We start from the raw sequence: 25,504 nt of genomic DNA, 5'->3' as shown, positions 1-25,504 counted from the left end.
TTCCTCATATTGTTAGTGCGCCGTGAATGGACATCCCCGGTCGCAACGCTACACTGACTATTGTTATGAGCATTGCAATCCACAATCTCAAAGGTACCGTCGCGGCACTTTTTGTCCTAGTCACGATTTCCTCCACTTGCCTTGCGCAACAGGCGGATTCACGGGACGAGGGCGAATTGCTGCAACAACTTGCCCAATCGACGCCCGATCAGGCCATTGCTCTGGATCGGCAGTTGCAAGCTCTGTGGGCGCAGTCCGGTTCAGCATCGGCTGATTTGTTGTTGGAACGTGGCCGTGAAGCGTTGGATGACGGTGACGTAGGTGCGGCACTGGAACATCTGACCGCCCTGACGGACCATGCGCCCGATTTTGCTGAAGGCTGGCACCTGCGCGCTTCGGCCTTTTTCGGGATCGAGCGGTTTGGCATGGCCGCTGCCGATCTGGAACATGCCCTGACCCTGAACCCCAACAATTACGAGGCAATCTATGGTCTGGGCCTGATCTTTGAGATTATCGGACAACCTGACAAAGCTTACGAGGCCTATTCACGGGCATTGGCTATACATCCCCACCACGAAGAAGTAACCAATGCGGTGAATCGACTGAAGCCGCAGATTGACGGCGCAGCGCTGTAAGGTCCGGGCAGGGGGCAAAGGTGAGCGGGTCATCCCGAATAGTGGCCGTTTTGGGCCCTACGAACACAGGTAAAACCCATTACGCAATCGAACGGATGCTGGGATACCGCACAGGTGTCATCGGTCTGCCGCTGCGTCTGCTTGCGCGTGAGGTCTATGACAAGATCGTCGCCATCCGCGGGCCGTCGGTTGTTGCGCTTGTCACCGGTGAAGAGCGGATCGTACCCCCCCGGACCCAGTATTGGGTCTGTACTGTCGAGGCGATGCCCGAAGGTATGGGTGCGGATTTCGTGGCAATTGATGAAATCCAGCTGTGTGCCGATCCCGAGCGCGGCCATGTCTTTACGGATCGCCTGCTTCGGTCGCGCGGAACAAACGAGACGCTTTTTCTTGGCTCTGACACCATGCGCGGCCCGATTGCCGCGCTGGTGCCCGACGCACAGTTTATACGGCGCGAGCGGATGTCGCAGCTGGTCTATTCCGGTTCGAAGAAACTCAGCCGGATGCCGGCCCGCAGCGCTATTGTCGGGTTTTCGGTCGAGAATGTGTATGCCATCGCGGAGCTTCTGCGCCGCCTGAAAGGTGGCGCGGCGGTGGTCATGGGGGCCCTGAGCCCACGGACGCGGAATGCCCAGGTGGAACTTTATCAAAATGGCGAGGTTGACTACCTGGTCGCCACAGATGCCATCGGCATGGGCCTGAACCTGGATGTAAACCACGTTGCATTTTCATCCCTTACCAAATTCGACGGGCGGCGGATGCGCCCTCTGGCCCCGAATGAGCTGGCCCAGATCGCAGGCCGGGCCGGGCGTGGCATGTCGGACGGCACCTTTGGCGTGACCGGCGAGGCGCCGCCGCTGGACGAAGGTGTCGCGCAGGCAATCACGGACAGCCGGTTTACGCCGATGAAAAAGTTGAACTGGCGGAATGCCGCCCTCCGGTTTGGCTCGATTGACGCACTGATCAACTCGCTTGAGGTCAGTCCGAGTGACGAACACCTGATCAAAGCCCGCCCGGCTGACGACCTGAATGTGTTGAAATCGCTGTCACAACAGGCCGAGATTGCCGCCCGCGCAAGTGACGGTCCATCCATTCGATTGCTTTGGGATGTGTGCAGAATCCCTGATTTTCGCGGCATCAGCCATGCAGAGCACGCCAGTCTGCTGGAAGTGATCTATGGCCACCTGCACGAACGCGGCAGTATTCCCGATGATTTCATGGCCCGGCAGATACGGCGGATTGACCAAACCCATGGGGATATCGATGCGTTATCCAAAAGGTTGGCATATATTCGCACCTGGACATATGTTGCGCAACGAAACAGTTGGGTGCGTGACGAATCACATTGGCGTGACGAAACGCGCACTGTAGAAGACAGACTGTCTGACGCACTACATGAGCGACTGACTCAAAGATTTGTGGACCGGCGTACATCGGTTTTGTTGCGGCGGCTCAAGCAGAAGGAGGCCCTTTTGGCCGAAGTAAATGACAAGGGTGAAGTGACCGTCGAAGGCGAATTCGTCGGTCGTCTGGAAGGGTTCCGGTTCAGCCCGGACAAAAGCGCGCAAGGAACCGAGGCGAAAGCGCTCAAATCGGCATCCCTGCAAGCACTCGCGCCGCAATTCCATCTGCGTGCCGATCGCTTCTACAATGCGCCCGATACCGAAATTGATTTCACCGATCAGGGCGGCCTGATGTGGGGCGAATATGCCGTTGGCAAACTGGTTGCCGGGGCCGAGCCTCTCAAGCCCGTGGTCGAGGTTTTTGTGGACGAAGCCGCCGGTCCGGATGTTGAACAGAAGGTGCGGCGCCGGTTGCAGCACTTCATCGACCGCAAAATCGCTGCTCTGTTCGAACCGCTGCTGAATCTGTCGCGCGATGAGGAACTCAACGGGCTGGCCAAAGGATTTGCCTTCCGCATGGTCGAGGCGCTGGGCGTGTTGCCCCGCGCGCAAGTTGCACAAGAGGTCAAGGATCTGGATCAGGACGCCCGCGGCGCGCTGCGCAAGCATGGTATACGGTTTGGCCAGTTCACCATCTTTATGCCGCTGCTGCTGAAACCTGCTCCCACGCGTCTGCGTCTCGTGCTTTGGGCGCTGTCCAGCGGTTTGCAGGAATTCCCCGAAGCACCGCCTCCGGGTCTGGTCACTGTGCCGGTCGCCAAGGATGCACCACAGGGCTATGACACCATGTGCGGCTACCGCGATGCGGGTGACCGATCGATCCGGATCGACATGTTGGAACGTCTGGCCGATATGCTTCGTGCGGAGGACAGCCGTGGCGGGTTCGAAGCCAAGCCGGATATGCTGTCGATCACCGGTATGACGCTTGAACAGTTTGCTGACCTGATGCAGGGGCTGGGCTACAAAGCCGAACGCGGCGAGCGTGACAAGGTCAAACCGGCCCCGGTAGAGCAGCCTGTGACAGAGGCGGCGGAACAAGCCGTTATCGACGAGACGTCAGCACCCGATGCGGCATCAGAAGAGGTCGCCGCGCCCGCCGAAGCGACAGCCGAGGCCACCGAAAGCACTGAGGTGGCAGCCGAGGCTGTCGCAGAAGGTCAGGTTGCGGAACCTGCGTCGGATGAACCCGAGGTTGAAGTGTATTACACCTTCACATGGGGTCGCCAGCGCCAGCCGAACCGTGGCCCGCGCCGCGAGCCGGGGCAGGGTAAGGGGAAACCACGGGGCAAACCGCAGGACGGCCGTGGCAAACCGCACGGCAAGAAGGGCGGCAAGCCGCAGGGGGCCAAGACCTTCTCGTCACGGCCACCGAAAAAGGAAAAGGCCATTGATCCCGACAACCCGTTCGCCGCAGCGCTTATGGGTCTGAAGGACGGCAATTGACGCAAGATGGCCGAGGCCAAACTGCGAATTGACAAATGGTTGTGGCAGGCGCGGTTCTTCAAGACCCGCAGCCTTGCCGCCAAACAGGTCAGTGGTGGCCATGTCCGGCTGAATGGAAACAGGGTGCTGAAACCGGCGCAGGCCGTGGTCCCCGGTGACGTTCTGACCTTCTCGCAGGGCCGCATTGTCCGCGTTATACGTGTGGAAAAACTGGGGGAACGCCGCGGTCCGGCGCCCGAGGCGCAAACGCTGTACTTTGATATGACCGAAAACCAGGAAGCGCCTCCTGTAAATCCGGGTTTCGAGGGAAAAGGTCGACCAACCAAGAAAGATCGACGCGCTATTGATCTTTCTCGCCCGGAAGATCACTGATCCTGTCTTGAAGAGCGGGCCAGACTGAATTAGCTAGTCGCTCAAACCGCAAACAGGAATCCGACCATGACCTATGTAGTCACCGAAAACTGTATCGCCTGCAAATACACCGACTGTGTCGAAGTGTGTCCGGTGGACTGTTTCTACGAAGGTGAAAATACGCTGGTCATCCATCCTGACGAATGCATTGACTGCGGCGTGTGCGAGCCCGAGTGCCCCGCCGACGCGATCCGCCCCGATACCGAGCCGGGTATGGAGGAGTGGGTTGAGTTCAATCGTAAGTTTTCCGAACAATGGCCGGTGATTGTCACCAAGAAAGACCCGCTGCCAGATGCGGAGGAGCGTGACGGTGAAGAGGGCAAGATGGAGAAGTATTTCTCGGAAGCGCCCGGCGAAGGCGGCTGAGTGATTCGTTCCAAGCGGCCTGTTTTGGCATAAAGACCGCGGCACAACCTGTTGAATGCAGGTTGAATATGATAAATTCCCGTAAGGTAAACTTTCGGGCGTCGTAAATTTGTGATATACTATACCTACATGATGACCGAGATTGGGATGCGCTCCGTAAGTATGCTCACTTTGGAGTTTTGAATTTATGACAATATCGCCGCCTGACGGGGCTGAGACAGTCCCCGCATGTGGTGCTTTTGTTGTCCGTGTCCCGTCCGCAAGCAAGGAAGAAACTGAATGACAAAGTCGAAAAAGCTCGAGTTCCGCCCGAACGACTATGTTGTCTACCCCGCCCATGGCGTGGGCCAGATTATCTCGATCGAGGAACAGGATGTCGCGGGATTCTCGCTTGAGCTGTTCGTCATCTCATTTGAGAAAGACAAGATGACGCTGCGCGTGCCGACCAACAAGGTGACCGAATCTGGTCTGCGGTCGCTCAGCTCGCCCGATGTGATCAGTCAGGCGATGAAAACGCTGAAAGGCAAGGCCAAGGTGAAACGCGCCATGTGGTCCCGCCGTGCGCAGGAATATGAACAGAAGATCAACTCGGGTGATCTGATCTCGATCGCCGAAGTGGTCCGTGACCTGCACCGCACCGATGATCAGCGCGAGCAGAGCTATTCCGAGCGCCAGCTGTACGAAGCTGCCTTGGAGCGTCTGACCCGTGAGGTCGCGGCTGTTTCGGGCGCTGGCGAGGTGTCAGCTGCCAAGCAGGTGGACGAGGTTCTGACCTCACGCGCTGCCTGATCGAAGGTACATTGACAAAACGGGCCGCTCCGGATTTGGGGCGGCCTTTTTCGTGGCTTGGTGAATTGTTCAAGTGGCGCTAATTTCACTGTGTATGCAGCGGATTACCGGACGGACATGAAGCAGACTGTGAAATACCTGTACATCGGGCACGACCCTGTTTCGGTCTGGTTTAGGTATGCGCTGATCCTGTTCGATGTTGCGACAATCGTTTTCTTTGTCGGGACGGCGCACATCCCGCATGGGCCGGGCTTGACCGTTGCAAGCCAACTGGTCGGTGTACTGATTTTTCTGGATTTCTCTGCGCGGCTCTGGATCTCAAAAGACCGCTGGAGGTTTTTGCGCCAGATTTACACAGTGGCGGATATCGTGGTCATCCTCTCGCTGGTGCTTGATCCGTTTTTGACAGGCAACCTCGCTTTCCTGCGGATATTACGCGCCCTGCGACTGATTCATTCCTATCATCTGCTCTGGGATCTGCGGCGCGACAGCCGTTTTTTCCGCACGCATGAGGACGCTGTTATCGCGGCGATCAACCTACTGGTCTTTGTCTTTGCCACCTCGACGGCCGTTTTGGTGTTTTTTATCCCCGAAGACGCGCAAACGCCTTACATAGATGCGCTGTATTTTACCATGGCGACGCTCACTACGACCGGGTTTGGCGACATCACTTTGGTCACACCGGGCGGCAAAATGTTTTCCGTCTTTATTATGGTCGTTGGTGTGGCCCTGTTCGTCCGGCTGGCGCAGGCAATTTTCGCGCCACAGAAGGTCCGTCACAAATGCCCCAGCTGTGGGTTGTACCGGCACGACCCGGACGCCGTGCATTGCAAACATTGCGGCGATACGTTGCGAATTGAAACCGGGGGCGCGTCTTAGATCTGGGCGCTGAGGGCAAGCAGAAACGTGATCTCCGCCAATTGCTGCGACGCGCCCAGAATATCTCCGGTTTGACCGCCGATCTTGGCTTTCGCGACGAGCCCCAAAACAGCGACGATCAAAGCCGCGAAGAGTATCGCGGTAAGCGCCAGACTTCCGCACAAGCTGTAAGCGACCAGAATCGCGATGCCCACAGCGATACAGGCTGATCCTGCGCCGGGGGTGCCAACTGAATGGCTCAGGCCCGACTTTCTGGCGTTTGGAAGAAGAACCATTAGAGCTGGCATCAGGGCGCGGGAAAATACGCAAGCTGCAACAACCATCCAGATCGGACCAACAGCCAGCATGGTGGAAATCGCGGATATTCGTAAAATCTGCGAGATCATCAAGGCAAGCACGCCGTACGTTCCAATCTGGCTGTCCTTCATGATCTCCAGCCGACGTTCAGCGGTGAAACCGCCCCAAAGCCCGTCGAACGTGTCGGCCAGACCATCCTCGTGCATAGCGCCCGTCAACAGGATCAGTACCGCGACCAGCAACGAGGCTGCGACAAACGGGGGCAGTTGAAACCCCATCGCCAGCCAACCGGTCAGGCATGCCAGCCCGCCAACGACCAGCCCAACCAGTGGAAATGCCCATACCGATTGTGCCTGCCGGGCAAACACGGCTTTGGGCAAACGGGGCAGGGGCAGGCGGGTCAACAGCACCAGGGCCAGCGGAACATCCCACAGGGAAAACGGTTTGGTGTCGTTTTTTTGCACGCCCGTGCCTTTCGGGGTCTTGTTGGTTTCGATCCTTCGGTTAAACACGCAGGACCACTCTGATGCAATGAGGCTTTCATGCTGCCTGAACTGAATGATTTGAACACGTTCCGTGCTGTCCTGGCGGGGGCTCCGGGCCCGGATGCCGCTGCGGTGCAGGGCGCGGCCGAACGAAATGGACAATTGACCAAACCCCCTGGTGCGCTTGGTCGGCTTGAGGATCTTGCGGTCTGGTATGCAGGATGGCGAGGGGACGCCCGTCCACAGATCAGCGCGCCTCAGGTCATTGTGTTTGCCGGAAATCACGGTGTTACCGCGCAGGGTGTTTCGGCCTTTCCACCGGAAGTGACCGTGCAGATGGTGATGAATTTCGAACATGGCGGGGCGGCGATAAATCAGTTGGCCAGGGCCGCAGGCGCGAAGATGGATGTACACGCGCTGGATCTGGACAAGCCGACCGCGGATTTCACCCAAGCCCCAGCCATGACAGAGGATGAATTGCTAGCCGCGTTGCGCACTGGCTGGCAGGCCGTTGATCCGCAATCTGATCTTTTGGTGGTCGGCGAAATGGGTATTGGCAACACCACCCCGGCTGCGGCTATTGCCTGTGCTCTGTTTGGTGGCGACGCGTCCGATTGGACAGGTCGCGGAACTGGTGTGGATGACGCAGGTCTGGTCAACAAAACCCGTGTCGTGGCCGAGGGTGTCGCCAAACACGCGTCAGATGATGGTCTGGACATCCTGCGCTGTCTGGGTGGACGCGAGATAGTCGCAATGGCGGGTGCAATTGCTGCTGCGCGGGTGTTGCGCATCCCGGTGATCCTGGACGGGTTCATCTGTTCGGCCGCCGCAGCCTGCTTGTGGAAGTTGTCCGATGGCGCGCTGGATCATGCCGTGGCAGGCCACCAAAGTGCCGAAGCGGCCCATGGTGCCGTGCTGGCGAAATTGGGCAAAGAGCCGTTGCTGAGCCTTGGCCTGCGGTTGGGCGAAGGGTCCGGCGGGGCGCTGGCGATCAACATTCTGAAAAGTGCCGTCGCCTGTCATTCCGGCATGGCAACCTTTGCCGAAGCTGGGGTTTCGGACGGCTGAACTCGCATCTGACCCGGGCAAAGGCTTGGGTCAGGCCGATTTCTTGGCGTGCTCTTCAGCCAGTTCCAGCAGCGCGGTTTCCAGATCCTTTTCCAGCGCCTGCGAACGCTCGATGTATTTCTTGTTTTCGGCGATTGGCATTCCGGGGACCCAAAGCTCGGCCAGATCGCGCACCGCCTTCCTGTCATGGTGGTAAAACGTCTGTTCAGCCTGGGCTGCTTCGTATTCACTCAGTCCGATATTCTCCAGAACATAGCGACCTGCGCGCAGCGAACTGTCGAACATTTCCCGCACGATGTCATTGGCACCCGCCTGATACAACTCGTATACATGGGTCCGGTCGCGGGCGCGGGCGATGATGTGAAGGTCAGGACGCTGCCGTCGGGCATAGCTGACAAGCCGTGTGACTTGCTTGTGATCATCCATAACGGCGACAAGAACGGATGCTTTGTCCAATCCCGCCGCGCGCAACAGTTCCGGCCGAGTGGGATCGCCCAGAAAGCCTTTGACGCCAAATCGGCGCATCAGCTGAATCGTTTCAATATTGTGGTCCAGAACGACTGTCTTGAAACCGCTGGCCCGCACCAGCCGGTTGACGATCTGACCAAAGCGACCAATGCCGGCGATGATGACCGGGCCCTTTTCGTCAATCACGTCAGGTTCGGGGCTGGCCGCGGAATCGCCAATCTTCCGCGACAACGCATCGTAGACGATGAAAAGAAGCGGCGTGATCAACATCGTCAGAGCAACGATCATCAGCAGTTTCTGCGACAGGTCGGGCGGAATGACATTCTGTTTCGTCGAAAATGCCAGCAGGACAAAACCGAACTCACCAGCCTGCGCCAACCCAAGGGTGAACAACCAGTGATCACGTCCCCGCAGTTTGAAGGCCTTGCCCACCAGAAATAGGATGATCCCCTTGGCAAGTATCACAAGCAGCGCCAGTCCAATCAGGTCCAGCGGGTCGTTGAAAAAATAACCGAAGTCTATTCCGGCACCGACCGTGATGAAAAACAGCCCCAGAAACAATCCTTTGAACGGCTCAAGGTCGCTTTCCATTTCATGTCTGAATTCAGAACTGGCCAGAACAACGCCTGCCAGGAACGCGCCCAGGGCAGGTGATAGGCCGACCAGTGTCATCAGAAACGAAATGCCCACGACAATCATCAGTGCCAGTGCGGTGTACATCTCGCGCAGACGGGTTGCGTGGATGAAGCGAAACAACGGTCTTGTCAGGTAGACACCGGCCAGAATGACAAACACCACCGCGCCGATTGTGACAAGGGTAACGGCCCAGCCCGGCAGCCCTTCAACCAGCGACAAACTGTGATCGCCTGCGCCATGTGATCCTCCAGCCCCCCGGTCAATCGATCCATCTGCTTGGAAACGCGGCATGGCGGGCAGCGCCAGCAGTGGCAACAAAGCCAGAATTGGGATCACCGCGATGTCCTGCGTCAACAGAACCGAAAATGTCGCGCGGCCGCCGTTTGTCTGCATCAGGCCTTTTTCTGACAGGGTTTGAAGAACGATCGCAGTCGAGGAAAGCGAAAGGGTCAAACCCACCGCTAGGGCAACCGACCATGGATGGTTGGCGTACATAGCCACGGCAGCAATCGCGACTGTTGACAGCAACACCTGCAAACCGCCCAGACCCAATAGCTTGTCGCGCATATCCCATAAGGCGCGTGGCTCCAATTCCAGACCAATGAGAAACAGCATCATCACCACGCCAAATTCGGCCACATGCTGAAGATTTTCGGTTTCCGCTCCGACTAACCCCAGTACGGGTCCGATTATGATCCCGGCTGCAAGATAGCCCAGCACAGATCCCAACCCCAGTCTGGCAGACAGGGGAACGGCAATGACTGCCGCTGCCAGATAGATCGAAGCCTGGTATAGAAAGTCGTCCATGTGTGTCCTCGGAACCTTTTCAGGTGGGAAGGGGGGCGTCGCGTTTAAGTTGATCCATTACAATCTGGCTCTGTACTCGTGCAACGGCAGGATGCGGCAGGATCACCTGATGTAGCAAGCTGTTGAGGGCGGACAGGTCGTCACAGTAGATGTGCAGCAGATAGTCTGCCTCACCCGTCATCGTCCATGCGCTGGTAATCTCGGGGCGGGTGTCGACCATGCGGGCAAAGCTTGCGGATTGCTCGGGGCCATGGGTGCCCAGATGCACCTGAACGAACCCCTGCACCTGCAGGCCCAGTTTCAGCGGGTCCAGCCGGGCAGCGTACCCGGTGATGTACCCTTCGACTTCAAGCCGCTGTCGGCGGCGTCCCGCTTGGCTGGGCGACAGGTTCAGCATTTCACCCAGTTGATGGGCCGTCAGATGCGCGTCTTTTTGCAGCGCGGAAAGCAGTCGCTTGTCGGTTGCATCCAGCATGTGCGGAAAAATCCTGGTTTTTTTAACTTATATGCGCGTTTTGCGCGTCATCTCGCAGTTTATACGAAAACAATGCGCAGAAACAGCGTCAGAAAAGTCGTATTTTTGAATCAGCAAAGAAATTCCTGTTTTCGTAGGAGACGCGCCATGGGTCCTTTCCCGCACAATGCCCCGAAATCCGTGATCAGCGAAGAAAACCCTGCCGGTACAGATGGGTTTGAATTCGTCGAATTCGCCCACCCAGAACCGCAGGAGCTGCGCGACCTGTTCGCAAAGATGGGGTTTGATCTGGTGGCCCGCCACAAGGAAATACCCTCTGTCGAGCTATGGCAGCAAGGGGATGTGACGTATATCCTGAATGCTGACCCGGACAGTTTTGCGGCTAAGTTCGTGGCCGAACATGGGCCCTGTGCGCCGTCGATGGGCTGGCGGGTCGTGGACGCGCAAAAAGCGTACGAACATGCCGTGTCAAAAGGTGCGGAACCTTACGACCACGCTGACAAAACCATGAATGTGCCTGCGATCAAGGGTATTGGCGGGTCGCTGATCTATTTCATTGATCAGTACTACGACACATCGCCCTATAATCAGGAATTCAACTGGATCAAGGAATCCAAACCTCGGGGCGAGGGGTTCTTCTATCTCGATCACCTGACGCACAATGTCTACAAGGGCAACATGGACAAGTGGTTCAAGTTCTATGGCGACCTGTTCAACTTCTGTGAAATTCGTTTCTTTGACATTCAGGGAAAATTCACCGGCCTTTACAGCCGTGCGCTGACATCACCCTGCGGGCGCATCCGTATTCCGATCAACGAGGACCGCGGCGAGACCGGGCAGATCGTGTCTTACCTGAAGAAATACAAAGGTGAAGGCATTCAGCATATCGCGGTTGGTAGCGATGACATCTATGCCTCGACCGATGCCATTGCTGAAAACGGCCTGAAGTTCATGCCGGGTCCGAATGAAGCTTATTACGAGATGTCCAGGACCCGCGTGGTCGGTCATGAAGAGCCGCTGGACCGGATGATGAAACACGGCATCCTGATTGACGGTGAAGGTGTCGTTGACGGGGGCGAGACGCGCATCCTATTGCAGATCTTCTCGAAAACGGTGATTGGCCCGATCTTCTTCGAGTTCATTCAGCGCAAGGGTGATGATGGTTTCGGCGAAGGGAACTTCCAGGCGCTGTTTGAATCCATCGAGCGCGAACAGATCGAAAGCGGCGAGATTTCCGCGGCTTGATCCAAATGAACCAATAAGTCGGGGGCGGTTCTGCTGCCTCTGACGTGCCTGTCTACAGGTGATCGGTCACGGCTTTGAGCGCCTATGTCAGCTGCGCGGCATCGCCAGGGTCACGTTGCGACCTTTCTTTTGATAACGCAGTTCACTGTCACTGATAGCAATGACCTTGCCGCCGTCAATACTGTCCCCAACTTTCAGTTTTTTGTAGCGCCCGCTGGGAAGCCGGACCAAGGCGCGACGGTTTGCGGGTGTGCCGTAAACGCCGATCAGATTTAAGCGACGCAAGTTGATCGCGTTATCGAGCGTGGCCTGCCGGGCTACAGATGCGGTTGTGGGAATCTTGGGTGCAACCGATTTCGCCTGAAACGATCCTGCGTCGTCTGAACTCTGGTCCAGCGCGGCCGTTGATCCAAGATTGGAGTTACCAGAAGCAGGTGCCTTTGCCGTGTCCAGACCCGCCGGTCGCAACCTGGGGCGCGGGACGCGGACAACGGCCAACGCGGTTGGCGTCTCGTCGACTTCCGTGCGCGCTTGCAGACTGTCTGGGCGTGCTTTTGGTCGCTTGGCCGAAAGCTCTGCCAGCGACCGCCCCCCCAACTGCCCGCGTTCGAAGCTCTCGACCAGATCTGCGGGGCGAGGTTTGGGGCGAAGACCGGCCAGTCTTTCGTCGACCTCGTCAAGTACGGGTTCATCCTCGAAACGCACTGGCGTTGCTGGCGGAACCTTCGACGGTCGGCCCTGATAAACGACAATCCCATCCGGGTTCAGCGTCCCTTCCGGCGTGGGCGTTACCAGCCCGCGATCATCCAGATTGAACCGCGCTCCTGCTATGCCATGTTGCACGTCCCGAACAAAGGGTTCGTCAGTATCGAAACTGGAAGCCGGGGGCAGGGCAACCGCATCGCTGGACAGGTCGGATTTGTCAATCGACGTCAGATACAACTCGTCCGGTTCCGGGGCTTCTGGCACGTCCAAAGCGGCCGGAGGCGTTACATTCACACCGGAGGCAGCGCTGATATCCTCATCTGCCTCGGGGTCCTGAGCCACAGATTCAACAGGGGTCGGGGCCACCTTGAGCGCCTCAAGGATTGCCGCGTCGGTAGGCGTGAGTTCCGGTTGTTCTTCGGCTTCGGCGTCAGTAGGTTCTGGTGTTGGGGGCACGTCCCTGTCCAGAGCAGGGTCAGCGGGCAAGTTTTCCGGGGGGGCAATTGCCGCAACTTCGGGCACTATCGGTGGCAGGGCGTCGATAACCGGCTCGGAAACACCTGTCTCGGTTGGAATTGGGCTCGGTGCGGCCTGATCTGTTTCTCCACCGCTGTCCAAGGCCAGCCAAACGCCGAAAGCGCCACCAAGAAGAAGCGCCGCGGCAAATGCCGGGATAGCAAAACGCGGTGCCTGCGCTTTCGTAGTCGCAAACTTATTGTCAGGTGTTTCGGGGGTCAGAAACACGTTTGGTGCCGCTGCGCCTGCAATGGGATGCGCTGGTTTCCCAGAGGGTTTTGCCGGTTCGGGCTGGTCTGCGTTTTTTACCGACAGCGGTAGCTCTGATGGTCGGGTTTCCGATGTGCCTGAACGCTGCGCGAACAATGCTTCTCGGGGGAATGCGTCTGCGTCTTCCTCGGCGCAAAACAAAACCGGCACGAATCCATGGTCCGAGGCAAAGGCCCGCGCCTCGCTCAGCGTTTCCTGCGCGACAGCTGCAACATAGGTGGTGCCGCCTTCGGTCTGATAGTCGTAGCTGAGCTCGGACAAAGCGTAAGGCGTTGCGTCGGCAAGTGCGCTCTCAATACGTTCGACCGTGTCTTCGGGGAGCAAGTCATCGGTTGCAACCTGAAGGTATCGAACCTGTTCGGAAGGCAAAACAAGCTTGCAGCTTAGGTCGTTTTCCAACGCAAAGGCGTTTTCCCGCAAAACCTGCATCTGACCGGACAGGTCCGGCGAATCCAAGGGAATCGAGCCGATAACGAACCATTCGTCATCCGAGTGATGATACAGTGATATTCCGGTCGCAGAAAAAGACAGCGCAAAGGCAGGTTTCATAATCCGCAGGAACCATAATTATCAACGTCAATGCAAACACCATGGCGTTCGCAGACCGACATTAAAGCAGGAACTTGCCGAGGGAAAGAAAAAGGCAAACTCTCCTCTTGTATGGCAATGCATCGCCGACCCATCTTTAACCCAAGCAAATCGGAGTGATAACATTGAAGACATTCGCTTTTCTGGCCGCAATGATGGCCGCAACGACCGCTGGACTTGCCCATGCGGAAGAACGTCGCATCACCGTTGACGCAACCGGAACCATCGATGTTGCCCCCGATATGGCGACGATCACATTGGGTGTGACAAATGAAAATGCCGAGGCTTCGGCAGCGATGCAGGCCACCTCGGACGCAGTTGCGAAGGTTCTTGCGCGCCTGACCGGGATGGGGGTTGAAGACCGCGATATTCAGACCCGCGATCTGTCGCTTTCCCCTGTTTGGTCTGGGCGGCACGGGCAGAATGGGGAAACACCGGAAATTTCGGGGTTCGCAGCCTCGAACCGCGTGTTTGTGCGTGTGCGTGATCTGTCCAAGCTTGGAAGCATCATGGATGCGGTCATTCAGGATGGCGCCAACGATTTTGGTGGATTGAGCTTTGGGGTGCAGGATACCAAACCAATCGAAGCCCAAGCGCGCGCGCAAGCTGTCGGCGAAGCTATGGCCAAGGCCGAGCAGTTGGCGCAGGCCGCGGGTGTAACCCTTGGCGCGGTGCAAACGATTTCGGAACAAACGGGGGGCGTACGCCCGATGCCCGAGATGCGCATGATGAGCATGGCTGACGCAGGGGGTGTTCCTGTGGCAGGTGGCGAGGTTTCGGTGTCTGTCAGCGTCTCGATGGTGTTCGAGATTTCGGAATGAAATCAACCCTTCGCGCGGGCCATCAGCGGTTTTCGTTGTTGGCCCGAAGCGTCGAAATTTTCGGGTAACAACCAGGCCTCGAATGCATCGCGGATGCGTGGCCATTCGGTATCTATGATTGAATACCAGGCTGTGTCGCGGTTGCGTCCTTTGTAGTGGGTCGCTTGGCGAAACACGCCTTCGAAGGTAAACCCAAGCCGCTCTGCCGCACTGCGCGACGGACCATTTAACGCGTCGCATTTCCATTCGTAACGCCGGTAACCCAGTTCATCGAACACGCGCCGCATCATGAGATACATGACTTCGGTTGATTGCGGTTTGCGCTGAAGCAGTGGTGAAAAGTGGATATGCCCGACCTCAATCGCTCCGGCAGCGGGTTCGATCCGCAAATATGAGGCCATGCCCAACGGTACATCATCACCGTCCAGAACGGTATGGAACATCGGGTCCGCGTCCTTGCAGTTGGCGCGCGCCCAGTCTTCGAACTCAGGTTCGCCAGCAAACGGGCCGTAGGGCAGGTAGGTCCAGTTGTGGCCATCCGTGTCCTTTGCAAACGCCCGGAACAATCCGGGCGCATGTCTGTTCACATCAAGGGGCACGACGGAACAATACCGGCCCACCATCGGCGTATAGGGTGGCGTCGGGCGTGGAAAGTCACCCGAAACCGGTAAACCGATAGGCTGGCCAAGGTTGTTTGTGTCGTGCTGGGTCATGGTCAGGCGGTTGCTTTGGCCAGGGCTTGATCAAGGTCGGCAATCAGATCGTTCACGTCCTCGATCCCGATGGACACGCGCACCACGCCCGGACCTGCGCCTGCGGCTTCCTGCTGTTCCGGGGTCAACTGACGGTGCGTGGTCGATGCCGAATGAATGATCAGCGAGCGCGCGTCGCCCAGATTGGCTACGTGGCTGAAGATTTCCAGCGCATTGACCAGCTTGATACAGGCGTCATAGCCGCCCTTCACTGCAAAGGTGAACAATGCGCCTGCACCACGTGGATACTGAGCCTTCACCCGATCCTGATAGGGTGAAGAGGGCAGCCCGGCATAGGTGACGTAGTCCACGCGATCATCCGCTTCCAGCCAGGCCGCGATTTTTTGCGCGTTTTCAACATGACGCTCCATCCGCAGCGATAGGGTTTCGATCCCCATCAGCGTGTAGTGGGCTGCCTGCGGGTTCATGGTCATGCCCAGATCACGCAGACCGATGGCGATGCCATGGAAGGTGAAGGCCAACGGGCCAAAGGTCTCGTGGAACTTCAGTCCATGATAGGCCGGTTCGGGTTGGCTGAGCGAGGGGAACTTGTCATTTGCCGACCAGTCGAACTTGCCCGAATCCACGATGCAACCGCCGGTGACCGTACCGTTGCCGGTCAGGTACTTGGTGGTTGAATGCACGACCAGGGTCGCGCCGTGATCGATCGGGCGGCACAGGTAGGGCGTGGCCGAGGTGTTGTCGACGATCAGCGGAATGCCCGCTGCATCAGCCGCGTCCGCCAGCGCGCGGATATCCGTCACATAGCCGCCGGGATTGGCGATGGACTCGCAGAAAATCGCACGGGTATTCTCATCGATTGCGCCCTTCACCGCGTCCAGATCATCGGTGTCGACAAACTTGGCGGACCAGCCAAAACGTTTGATCGTCTGGCTGAACTGCGTGACCGTGCCGCCATACAGACGGGTCGAGGCGACCACGTTGCAACCCGGACCCATCAGCGGGAACAGCGCCATGATCTGGGCCGCGTGCCCGGACGAGCAGCAAACAGCACCAACGCCACCTTCAAGTGTCGCCACGCGTTCCTGAAGAACGGCCACAGTTGGATTGGTCAGGCGGGAATAGATAAAGCCTACCTCTTGCAGGTTGAACAGGGCCGCTGCGTGATCTGCATCGCGAAACACATAGGCTGTGGTTTGATAAATGGGTGTCTGGCGCGCTCCGGTCGCCGGGTCGGGGCGGGCGCCCGCGTGAATTTGCAACGTGTCGAAACCGTAGGTGGGGCCGTCAGACATCTTGAAATCTCCTGTTGGAATTTGTCTTGCGAAATCTGTAGGCCATTGCCCGCCTGCGCACAACGATCCTGTCAGCGCAGCCAGAGGCCCTTGCTTTTGATCGTGTTGCGGATGGCCTGTTCGCGTCGTGGCAGATGATCCCGGTCAAACAGGGCGCGGACTTTTGCGCCTTTCCCCTGCAGAACCATCTTTTTCAGTGGCTCATATTGCTTGAGAACCTTCTTGACCTTGTTTGGAGCGACGACGGTTTCCAAGACCTCAATCACATGGTTGCTTTCACGGGCGTACAGCAAGGGAAACAGGCGATAGTGGCAACTGACGGACCCGTCCAGCAAACCGGGGGGCAAAACATCACGACCACCGCCGAACGAGTGAATGACAAGGGGCAGGGCGGCCTGGTCCAGCCAGGGGTCAAGGCTTTGGCCCGTCAACTCCGGAATGTTTTCGTCGCGGATTGTTCTGGCGTAGTCCAGAAAACGCTCACCAAACTTCCGCGGGCATTTGTAGAAGTAATAGCCTGCATTGAAATACAGGTACCGCCGCCAGTGGTCATGGGGTTGATCGGTGTCCAGCGAGCTTTCGAAATCCAACCCGAACCGGGCGTAAAGCGCGCGCCAGATACCGTCAAAGCCGGGGCCATACAGCGTTGGTTTGGGCCATGTCCCTTCAACCTTCAGTGATGCGCTGGGGCGGTCGAAGTCAAAAGGTACAGATGTGATCTCGCCAGTGATCAGCGTGTCGGTGTCAAAGAACACAAAGGGCTCATCTTCCGGCAGAGCCATCAGCGCTTCGATCTTGTTGCCGTAGGGATAGCTTTCACCGAATACATGCGAGTCGAAGGGCAGAATTTCGGCATCCAGTTGTTTCAGGGCTTTCAGAACTTCTTCGTCCTGAATGCGTGGGTCCTGTTTCCAGCGTGGCCCCGGATTGGGCGTGGCGACAAACAGTTTGCCCTCGAATTGCGGTGAAGAATGGCGCAGTGAAGCCGCAAACAACAGGGCTTCGTATTGCAGGCGGTTGATTTGACCGACGACCGCGATGTTGAATTTCTGTGACGTTGCCTGCATCTATGCCCGTTTCCCGACAGGTGTTTGACCGTGCACCTTGAAGTTCGGATTACAGCAAGCGGCCCAAGGCGTCAAAAGCGGATAATTTGAAATTTCATCACGCGATCCCATTTCTTTCAGGGGTCGCTTCAGAAAGGGATACACATGCGGATCAATGCGGATTTCACCAAACGGGTCGCAGTACACTTTGACGAAAGTGAATGGGTCGCTTCTCCCGCAGCAGGGGTCGAGCGCAAAATGCTGGACCGGATTGGTGATGAGGTGGCCCGCGCAACAACCATTGTCCGCTTTGCGCCCGGCAGCACCTTTTCCGCCCATACCCATGACGGCGGCGAGGAATATCTGGTGCTGGACGGTGTATTTCAGGACGAGACCGGAGATTTTCCCGTCGGCAGCTATGTGCGCAATCCACCGACGTCCTCGCACACTCCGTCTGCAGCGGAAGGCGCGACCATTCTGGTCAAGCTGCACCAGTTTGACCCGCAAGACCGTACCGAGGTGCGCCGCTCGATAAATGGCGATTCTGACGTACAACTGTTCAAAGATGATCATGAGGACGTTTTTGTGCGGACATGGGCGGCGGGGGACGTGGTCGAACTGGACGCGCGCGACGGACTGGAAGTGTTTGTCATAAGCGGCAGTTTCTCTGAATCGGGGGAGGAATTTTCGACATGGGACTGGTTGCGCTTGCCGCCCGGAACGCACTCGCGGGCCGTTGCAGGGCCTGACGGCGCCCGGGTTTGGACCAAGTCCCACCATCTTGGCGAAATGGTCTGAAAGCTTTTCGGCCCTGAAATTAACCAAAATGCCAATGAATCCGGGTTCTACGGCCCGGATTTTCAATTTTTTGACCATTTGGCAAATTTTACCAATTGATAAAAAATTTATTTGTGGCAAGCTGAGGTCATAACAAACATATCTACAGGGAGTAGAGTGATGGCACAGGGCCAGATGGCACCCGGCATCGTCGCCGGGCGGCTTTCAAGCGATCAGCTGACCTCGAATTTCACCGATCTGCATCCGCCATTGGCCCCGCATGAGGCCGCAGTTGCAGCAGACCGTTGTTATTTCTGCTATGACGCACCTTGCGTGACAGCGTGTCCGACAGACATCGATATTCCGCTATTCATCCGTCAGATTCAGGCCGGACAGCCGCAGGCAGCCGGGCGAACGATTTTTCAGCAGAACATTTTGGGTGGAATGTGCGCCCGTGTCTGTCCGACGGAAACACTGTGCGAAGAGGCCTGTGTTCGCGAGACGGCAGAAGGCAAGCCGGTCGAGATCGGACGGCTACAGCGCTTTGCGACGGATGATCTTATGTCCGCGGGGGCGCATCCGTTTGAACGTGCGGCATCAACCGGGAAGACTGTTGCTGTCGTGGGGGCAGGGCCTGCCGGTCTGGCCTGCGCGCATCGTCTTGCCATGCTGGGTCATGACGTGGTGATCCACGAAGGCAAGCCCAAACCGGGCGGTCTGAACGAATACGGGATTGCCGCCTATAAATCGACCAACAATTTTGCGCAGGCCGAGGTCGACTGGCTGTTGAAAATCGGTGGTATCACGGTTGAAACCGGGTCGGTTCTGGGTGAAGGCATCTCGCTGGATGGTCTGGTCGAAAACTACGACGCGGTGTTCCTGTCCATCGGACTTGCCGGGGTGAATGCCCTGCGCGCGGATGGTGTTGACAAGGACGGCGTGCGGGATGCCGTCAATTTCATCTCGGACGTGCGGCAGGCTGGTGATCTTGCACAGCTTCCTGTCGGGCGGAACGTCGTCGTTATTGGCGGTGGCATGACTGCAGTGGACGCAGCGGTAAAGTCCAAATTGTTAGGTGCCGAGAATGTCACCATTGCCTATCGCCGGGGCCGCGACGCCATGGGTGCCAGCCGGTACGAGCAGGATCTGGCAGCCTCGCACGGGGTTCAGATCTTGACCAACGTGCAGCCGGTGGCGGTACACGGCAATGGGACTGCCGCCGAGATTGAGCTGGAATATACCTCAAGCCAGAACGGCCAACTCACCGGAACCGGTGAAACGGTCCGGCTGCGGGCAGACCAGATTCTCAAGGCCATCGGTCAGACGCTGGAAGGTGCGCCGGAAGGGCTGAAGCTGGACGGCAACAAGATCGCTGTCAGCGGTGCGGGACGCACTTCTGTGGTCGGTGTCTGGGCAGGCGGAGATTGCGCGGCGGGGGGCGAAGACCTGACCGTTACGGCTGTTGCCGAAGGCCGGGATGCAGCGATGGACATCCACGCGACGCTGGTTTCGTGATAGGATGGGGTATTCACCCCATTCCTTTCGCTGCTGAGGTATTCCCATGTCCCAGATCGAACAAGCCGTAGCGCAACACTACACCACCGGAGCACTGACCGACCGCGTCCGCGCGGCGCTTGAGGCCAGCGGTATCGATCCGGATGCGGCCACGGTCGCAGACCTGAAGGCAGGGGACGAGTTCCATACGGGCGGCGTTCTGGCGACCAACAACCTGTTTGCGCAGTTGTCGCCGACCCATGCGACCCGTGTTCTGGATGTCGGATGCGGTATCGGCGGGACCTCTCGCTATGTCGTGGATCGCTATGACTCGACAGTAACAGGCGTCGATCTGACACCGGAATTCGTTGAAACCGCCAAGGTGCTCAGCGATATGGTCGGGCATTCCTCGAAAACCAGCTTTCATGTGGGCAGCGCATTGGACTTGCCGGTGCCGGATGCTGGGTTCGACCTGGCCGTCATGATGCATGTGGGCATGAACATTAAGGACAAGGCCGGGCTGTTCGCCGAAGTGTCGCGGGCGCTGGCCAAGGGCGGTACTTTTGCCCTGTTCGATGTGATGGCCGGAGATGTGGATGAGCCGCTGGCTTTCCCTCTGCCGTGGTCCACTGTTGCCGAAACCTCGTTCGTGGATGCGCCGGATGTTTACAAGTCTGCGGCAAGCGCCGCGGGTTTTGAACTGGTGACAGAAACGGATCGCACCGAATTCGCGATACAGTTCTTCGAGGACGTCTTTGCAAAGATTGCCGAATCCGGCCCGGCACCGCTGGGCATTCATCTGATGATGGGCGAGACGGCACCCGAAAAGTTCCAGAACTATGTCAAAAACCTCAAGGCCGGGCGCATACGTCCGACCGAAATGATATTCAAAAAATCCGGCTGAGCCGGGAAGGGAGAAGCCATGGCCGATCTGACGACTAACTTTCTGGGCATTTCCAGCCCCAACCCTTACTGGCTGGCCTCTGCGCCGCCGACGGACAAGGAATACAATGTTCGTCGCGCGTTTGAGGCCGGTTGGGGCGGTGTTGTGTGGAAGACGCTGGGGTCCGAGGGACCGCCGGTCGTAAATGTGAACGGCCCGCGGTATGGCGCGATCTACGGTGCCGACCGCCGTTTGCTGGGACTGAACAATATCGAACTGATCACCGACCGCCCGCTTGAGGTGAACCTTGAGGAAATGGCGCGGGTCAAGGCCGACTATCCGGATCGCGCCCTGATCGCTTCGATCATGGTGCCCTGCGAGGAAGAAGCCTGGAAAGCCATTCTGCCGCGCGTGGCTGAAACCGGCGCGGACGGAATCGAACTGAACTTCGGTTGCCCGCACGGGATGAGCGAGCGCGGTATGGGGTCCGCCGTAGGGCAGGTGCCGGAATATATCGAGATGGTCACGCGTTGGTGCAAGCAATACTATGACCGTCCGGTCATCGTGAAACTGACACCGAATATCACCGATATCCGGAAACCTGCGGCGGCGGCCAGAAATGGCGGCGCGGATGCGGTGTCGCTGATCAATACGATCAATTCGATCACCAGCGTAAATCTGGACACGTTCAGCCCGGAACCCTCGATTGATGGTAAGGGCAGCCACGGAGGATATTGCGGCCCTGCCGTGAAGCCGATCGCCCTGTCGATGGTGTCCGAAATCGCTCGGGCCGAGGCGACGCATGGCATGCCAATCTCGGGCATCGGGGGTGTCACCACGTGGCGTGATGCGGCCGAGTTTATCTCGCTGGGATGTGGCACGGTGCAGGTCTGTACCGCTGCGATGACCTATGGGTTCAAGATCATTGATGAATTGACGGCAGGTCTGTCGGAATGGATGGATGAAAAGGGGTATACCAGCATTGATGAGGTGATCGGGCGCGCGGTGCCCAATGTCACCGATTGGCAATACCTGAACCTGAACTACATCGCCAAAGCCAAGATCGATCAGGACCAGTGCATCAAATGCGGCCGATGCTATGCCGCCTGTGAAGATACCAGCCATCAGGCGATTTCAATGTCGGATGACCGTGTGTTCGAGGTGATGGATGACGAATGCGTCGCCTGTAACCTCTGCGTTGATGTCTGCCCGGTGGAAGGCTGTATTTCGATGGTGCCGATGGCGGCGGGTGAAATCGATCCGCGCACCGGGAAAGAGGTTCAGCCGACCTATGCGAACTGGACCACGCACCCGAACAATCCGATGGCCAAAGCAGCGGAATGATCGAGACAGGGAATATCCCTGAGGGGCCGCTGACGCGGCCCCTGCATTCATGGCGTCAGAAGCTTTCGGTACAGCGTATCGACAAAGGGTTCTGCACCCTCAAACGGGTTTTCGTCACCCAGAATAGCCCGCACCTGAACGTCGAAATCGGCATAATGCTGCGTCAGCGCCCAGATCGAAAACATCAGATGATAAGGGTGCAACCGCGCGATTTTGCCCTGATCCATCCAATTGGTGAGAATGGTGACCTTTTCGTCAACCAGTTGTTTGAGATCATTGGACAAAGCGTCGTGAATGCGGGGGGCACCTTGCACAAGCTCATTGGCAAAAAGGCGGCTTTCCCGTGGTAGCTCCTGACTCATTTGCAGTTTCCGGCGAATATAGGCCAGCATTTCCTCCATCGGATCACCGGTCTCATCCAGATCGTGCAGGGGCGCCAGCCAGGTTTCCAGCAAGCCCGAAAGCAATTCGGTGTGGATCGCCTCTTTCGACGCGAAATAGTAGAGGAGATTGGGTTTGCTCAACCCCGCCTCGGCAGCAATCTGATCGACGGTCGCCCCACGAAACCCGTGTGCGGAAAACACATTCAGGGCAGCCTCGAGAATCGCGGCTCGGTTCTTCTTCTGGATACGAGTCGGTGCGCGGTCTTTCGGCATGATTTCAGTGTGTCTCTTTTTTCGTCGGATAGGCACGGATTACACTGAAATTTCAGGCTTTGCCGCGCAATTTCTTGACTGATACCGAACCCGTGATAGCGTGAGTTTGACCAGTTGGTCAAATCAAGACACCAATAGCGAGCAAAATCGCAAGCAAACAGGGAACAAGACAATGGCAGCTCCGGCGCAGAATCTCAGGATCAATGGCGACAGGTTGTGGGACAGCCTGATGGAGATGGCCAAGATCGGTCCCGGTGTTGCGGGGGGGAATAATCGGCAAACTCTGACTGACGAGGACGCCGAAGGCCGCGCCTTGTTCCAGAAATGGTGTGAAGAGGCCGGATGCACCATGGGGCTGGACCAGATGGGCAACATGTTTGCGCATCGTGAGGGCACCGACCCGGACGCTTTGCCGGTCTATGTGGGATCGCATCTGGATACGCAGCCGACCGGCGGAAAATATGACGGTGTGCTGGGCGTTCTGGGCGGGCTGGAGATTATCCGCACGCTCAATGATCTCGGGATCAAGACAAAACATCCCATCGTGGCAACCAACTGGACTAACGAGGAAGGGACGCGATATGCGCCTGCCATGCTGTCGTCTGGTGTCTTTGCGGGAATGCACACGCAGGACTGGGCATATGGCCGTGAAGATGCCGAGGGTAAGAAGTTCGGGGATGAGCTGAACCGGATCGGTTGGCGCGGCGAAGAAGAAGTCGGCGCGCGCAAAATGCATGCTTTCTTTGAGTTGCATATCGAACAAGGCCCGATCCTTGAAGCCGAAGGAAAGGATATCGGCGTCGTCACCCACGGTCAGGGTCTGAGCTGGACACAGGTCACGGTGACCGGCAAGGATGCCCATACCGGTTCAACCCCGATGCCGATGCGCAAGAATGCCGGGCTTGCGATGGCGCGCATTCTTGAGAAAGTGGACGAAATCGCCTGGTCTCATGCACCGCATGCGGTCGGTGCCGCGGGGCATATCGACGTATTCCCGAATTCTCGCAACGTAATCCCTGGAAAAGTCGTTTTCACGGTCGATTTCCGCTCGCCCGAGCTGGAGGTGATCTCCGACATGGAAAATCGCCTGCGGGTGGCGGCGGAAGATATTGTCGAAGAAATGGGCCTGCAGATCGAATTCGAGAAAGTCGGCGGTTTCGATCCGGTGAAGTTCGACGACGATTGCGTGTCTGCCGTGCGCGATGCGGCTGAAAGGCTGGGCTATTCGCATACCAACATCATCTCGGGCGCGGGGCATGATGCCTGCTGGATCAACCGTGTGGCCCCGACCGCCATGGTCATGTGCCCCTGTGTTGATGGGTTGAGCCATAATGAGGCTGAAGAGATCAGCAAGGATTGGGCAGCAGCCGGGGCAGATGTCCTGCTGCATGCCGTGGTCGAGACTGCCGAAATCGTGGAATAGGGGGCGCTGCCCCCGTCGCCCATTGGGCGACTCCCCCGGGATATTTTTGGCCAGATGAAGCAAGCGGCGCAGACCGCATCAGGGAGTTCAAAATGAGTACTGTTATCAAAAACGGAACCGTTGTCACCGCGGATTTGTCTTACAAGGCGGATGTATTGGTCGAAGGCGGCGTCATCACCGGGATCGGGATGGGTCTGAAAGGGGATAACGAGCTGGACGCGACCGGCTGTTATGTGATGCCCGGCGGGATTGATCCGCATACCCATCTGGAAATGCCGTTCATGGGCACCTATTCCAGCGACGATTTCGAAAGCGGTACGCGGGCGGCCCTGGCGGGGGGCACGACGATGGTTGTTGATTTCGCGCTGCCCAATCCGGGCGAAAGCCTGCTGGATGCCCTGAAGCGCTGGGACAACAAATCAACTCGGGCGAATTGCGACTACTCGTTCCACATGGCAGTGACATGGTGGGGTGAACAGGTATTTGACGACCTCAAGACCGTGATCGAGACGCGCGGCATCAACACGTTCAAGCATTTCATGGCCTATAAAGGCGCATTAATGGTGAATGACGATGAGCTTTATGCCTCGTTCAGGCGTTTGGCCGAACTGGGCGGAATCGCAATGGTGCATGCCGAGAATGGTGACGTCGTTGCCGAGCTGAGCGCCAAGCTGCTGGCCGAGGGGAACTCTGGCCCCGAAGCGCATGCCTATTCCAGACCACCGCAGGTGGAAGGTGAGGCCACCAACCGGGCCATCATGATCGCTGATATGGCGGGCGTGCCGCTTTATGTTGTTCATACATCCTGCGAAGAGTCTCATGAGGCCATTCGCCGGGCCCGAATGCAGGGCAAGAGAGTGTGGGGCGAACCGCTGATTCAGCATCTTACCCTGGATGAAAGTGAATATTTCAATCAGGATTGGGATCACGCCGCGCGGCGGGTAATGAGCCCTCCGTTCCGCAATAAGCAGCACCAGGACAGCCTGTGGAATGGCCTGCAATCAGGATCGCTGAGTGTTGTGGCAACCGACCATTGCGCCTTTACGACCGAACAGAAACGCTTTGGAGTTGGGGATTTCACCAAGATCCCGAACGGGACCGGCGGTCTGGAGGATCGGATGCCGATGCTGTGGACACATGGTGTGAATACCGGACGCCTGACGCCCAATGAATTTGTTGCGGTGACTTCAACAAACATCGCCAAGATACTGAATTGCTATCCGAAAAAAGGCGCGATCCTTGTTGGAGCGGATGCAGATATCGTCGTGTGGGATCCTGAAAAAACGAAAACGATCAGAGCCAGTACGCAGCAATCTTCGATTGACTATAACGTGTTTGAGGGCAAAGAGGTCAAAGGCCTGCCGCGCTTTACGCTGACCCGCGGACAGGTTGCGGTACATGATGGTGAAATCCGCACGCAGGAAGGCCATGGCGAGTTCGTTGCGCGCGAGGCAAATACGACCGTCAACAAGGCTTTGAGCGCGTGGAAAGAACTAACCGCCCCTCGGCCAGTTGAGCGGACAGGTATCCCGGCGACGGGGGTTTGATCCGTTGGGCCGCTGTCTG

23 protein-coding genes are annotated in these 25,504 nt (G+C 57.6%); 15 read left to right on the top strand and 8 right to left on the bottom strand.

Annotated elements, in window-relative coordinates:
* Nucleotides 1-26: 26 nt before the first annotated feature.
* The 6 genes from ACR0CE_RS04795 (at nt 27) to ACR0CE_RS04770 (ending at nt 5,926) form a co-directional block, all read left to right on the top strand.
* Nucleotides 27-635 carry a tetratricopeptide repeat protein gene (locus ACR0CE_RS04795; protein ID WP_480831171.1) on the top strand — a complete coding sequence of 203 codons (609 nt, stop codon included), beginning with the start codon at nt 27-29 and terminating at the stop codon, nt 633-635.
* A gap of 20 nt (nt 636-655) precedes the next feature.
* The gene (locus tag ACR0CE_RS04790) at nt 656-3,481 is read left to right on the top strand and encodes a helicase-related protein (protein ID WP_480831169.1); all 2,826 of its coding nucleotides are present in this window, start codon (nt 656-658) and stop codon (nt 3,479-3,481) included.
* Between the two features lie 6 nt (nt 3,482-3,487).
* Nucleotides 3,488-3,853, top strand: a complete 366-nt coding sequence (locus ACR0CE_RS04785; protein ID WP_480558661.1) for an RNA-binding S4 domain-containing protein — start codon at nt 3,488-3,490, stop codon at nt 3,851-3,853.
* Nucleotides 3,854-3,919: 66 nt separating this feature from the next.
* On the top strand, nt 3,920-4,258 hold the full coding sequence (gene fdxA / locus ACR0CE_RS04780; RefSeq protein WP_480558659.1) for a ferredoxin FdxA: 339 nt from the start codon (nt 3,920-3,922) through the stop codon (nt 4,256-4,258).
* A gap of 279 nt (nt 4,259-4,537) precedes the next feature.
* Entirely contained in the window at nt 4,538-5,047 is a 510-nt protein-coding gene (locus ACR0CE_RS04775) for a CarD family transcriptional regulator (protein ID WP_209504207.1), read from the top strand.
* A 117-nt stretch (nt 5,048-5,164) separates the two neighbouring features.
* Nucleotides 5,165-5,926: a potassium channel family protein gene (locus ACR0CE_RS04770; protein ID WP_480831167.1), complete on the top strand. Its 762-nt coding sequence runs from the start codon at nt 5,165-5,167 to the stop codon at nt 5,924-5,926.
* On the opposite strand, the gene cobS is transcribed toward ACR0CE_RS04770, so the two are convergent.
* Nucleotides 5,923-6,687 (bottom strand): adenosylcobinamide-GDP ribazoletransferase, encoded by a 765-nt coding sequence (cobS, locus tag ACR0CE_RS04765; protein ID WP_480831165.1) that lies wholly within the window; start codon nt 6,685-6,687, stop codon nt 5,923-5,925. The two genes, ACR0CE_RS04770 and cobS, sit on opposite strands and share 4 nt — an antisense overlap.
* A gap of 78 nt (nt 6,688-6,765) precedes the next feature.
* Between cobS and cobT the strand changes: the two genes are divergently transcribed.
* Nucleotides 6,766-7,776 (top strand): nicotinate-nucleotide--dimethylbenzimidazole phosphoribosyltransferase, encoded by a 1,011-nt coding sequence (gene cobT, locus ACR0CE_RS04760; protein WP_480537630.1) that lies wholly within the window; start codon nt 6,766-6,768, stop codon nt 7,774-7,776.
* 30 nt (nt 7,777-7,806) lie between these two features.
* Here cobT and ACR0CE_RS04755 read toward each other — a convergent pair whose 3' ends face one another.
* Nucleotides 7,807-9,687, bottom strand: coding sequence for a monovalent cation:proton antiporter-2 (CPA2) family protein (locus tag ACR0CE_RS04755; RefSeq protein WP_480565201.1), 1,881 nt, complete (start codon nt 9,685-9,687; stop codon nt 7,807-7,809).
* Nucleotides 9,688-9,706: 19 nt separating this feature from the next.
* Nucleotides 9,707-10,162 (bottom strand): Lrp/AsnC family transcriptional regulator, encoded by a 456-nt coding sequence (locus ACR0CE_RS04750; RefSeq protein ID WP_267364492.1) that lies wholly within the window; start codon nt 10,160-10,162, stop codon nt 9,707-9,709.
* A gap of 147 nt (nt 10,163-10,309) precedes the next feature.
* Here ACR0CE_RS04750 and hppD point away from each other — a divergent pair, with 147 nt between their 5' ends.
* Nucleotides 10,310-11,407, top strand: coding sequence for a 4-hydroxyphenylpyruvate dioxygenase (gene hppD / locus ACR0CE_RS04745; protein ID WP_480831162.1), 1,098 nt, complete (start codon nt 10,310-10,312; stop codon nt 11,405-11,407).
* Between the two features lie 87 nt (nt 11,408-11,494).
* Here hppD and ACR0CE_RS04740 read toward each other — a convergent pair whose 3' ends face one another.
* Nucleotides 11,495-13,447, bottom strand: a complete 1,953-nt coding sequence (locus ACR0CE_RS04740) for a hypothetical protein (protein ID WP_480831160.1) — start codon at nt 13,445-13,447, stop codon at nt 11,495-11,497.
* 164 nt (nt 13,448-13,611) lie between these two features.
* Between ACR0CE_RS04740 and ACR0CE_RS04735 the strand changes: the two genes are divergently transcribed.
* Entirely contained in the window at nt 13,612-14,307 is a 696-nt protein-coding gene (locus tag ACR0CE_RS04735) for an SIMPL domain-containing protein (protein WP_480831158.1), read from the top strand.
* A 2-nt stretch (nt 14,308-14,309) separates the two neighbouring features.
* Here ACR0CE_RS04735 and ACR0CE_RS04730 read toward each other — a convergent pair whose 3' ends face one another.
* From ACR0CE_RS04730 to ACR0CE_RS04720, 3 genes are all read right to left on the bottom strand, one after another.
* Nucleotides 14,310-15,020 carry a GNAT family N-acetyltransferase gene (locus tag ACR0CE_RS04730; RefSeq protein WP_480831156.1) on the bottom strand — a complete coding sequence of 237 codons (711 nt, stop codon included), beginning with the start codon at nt 15,018-15,020 and terminating at the stop codon, nt 14,310-14,312.
* Nucleotides 15,021-15,022: 2 nt separating this feature from the next.
* Nucleotides 15,023-16,315: an O-acetylhomoserine aminocarboxypropyltransferase/cysteine synthase family protein gene (locus tag ACR0CE_RS04725; protein ID WP_480583751.1), complete on the bottom strand. Its 1,293-nt coding sequence runs from the start codon at nt 16,313-16,315 to the stop codon at nt 15,023-15,025.
* Nucleotides 16,316-16,386: 71 nt separating this feature from the next.
* The gene (locus ACR0CE_RS04720; protein WP_480831154.1) at nt 16,387-17,382 is read right to left on the bottom strand and encodes a hypothetical protein; all 996 of its coding nucleotides are present in this window, start codon (nt 17,380-17,382) and stop codon (nt 16,387-16,389) included.
* Between the two features lie 144 nt (nt 17,383-17,526).
* Here ACR0CE_RS04720 and ACR0CE_RS04715 point away from each other — a divergent pair, with 144 nt between their 5' ends.
* The 4 genes from ACR0CE_RS04715 (at nt 17,527) to preA (ending at nt 21,859) form a co-directional block, all read left to right on the top strand.
* Nucleotides 17,527-18,159, top strand: a complete 633-nt coding sequence (locus ACR0CE_RS04715) for a cupin domain-containing protein (protein WP_480772589.1) — start codon at nt 17,527-17,529, stop codon at nt 18,157-18,159.
* 159 nt (nt 18,160-18,318) lie between these two features.
* Entirely contained in the window at nt 18,319-19,653 is a 1,335-nt protein-coding gene (locus ACR0CE_RS04710; protein ID WP_480831152.1) for an NAD(P)-dependent oxidoreductase, read from the top strand.
* A gap of 46 nt (nt 19,654-19,699) precedes the next feature.
* A complete protein-coding gene (locus ACR0CE_RS04705) occupies nt 19,700-20,536 on the top strand; it encodes a class I SAM-dependent methyltransferase (protein WP_480831150.1) in 837 nt (278 codons plus the stop codon).
* An 18-nt stretch (nt 20,537-20,554) separates the two neighbouring features.
* A complete protein-coding gene (gene preA / locus ACR0CE_RS04700; RefSeq protein ID WP_480481342.1) occupies nt 20,555-21,859 on the top strand; it encodes an NAD-dependent dihydropyrimidine dehydrogenase subunit PreA in 1,305 nt (434 codons plus the stop codon).
* 47 nt (nt 21,860-21,906) lie between these two features.
* On the opposite strand, the gene ACR0CE_RS04695 is transcribed toward preA, so the two are convergent.
* On the bottom strand, nt 21,907-22,515 hold the full coding sequence (locus ACR0CE_RS04695; protein WP_209504191.1) for a TetR family transcriptional regulator C-terminal domain-containing protein: 609 nt from the start codon (nt 22,513-22,515) through the stop codon (nt 21,907-21,909).
* A 172-nt stretch (nt 22,516-22,687) separates the two neighbouring features.
* Between ACR0CE_RS04695 and ACR0CE_RS04690 the strand changes: the two genes are divergently transcribed.
* Nucleotides 22,688-23,938, top strand: a complete 1,251-nt coding sequence (locus tag ACR0CE_RS04690) for a Zn-dependent hydrolase (RefSeq protein WP_480831148.1) — start codon at nt 22,688-22,690, stop codon at nt 23,936-23,938.
* 92 nt (nt 23,939-24,030) lie between these two features.
* A complete protein-coding gene (hydA, locus tag ACR0CE_RS04685; protein WP_480481340.1) occupies nt 24,031-25,485 on the top strand; it encodes a dihydropyrimidinase in 1,455 nt (484 codons plus the stop codon).
* Nucleotides 25,486-25,504 lie beyond the last annotated feature (19 nt).

The sequence above is a fragment of the Ruegeria sp. L11 genome, assembly GCF_056531755.1.
The sequence above is the reverse complement of the archived record's forward strand: the minus strand, read 5'-3'. Positions and strand labels throughout refer to the sequence as shown.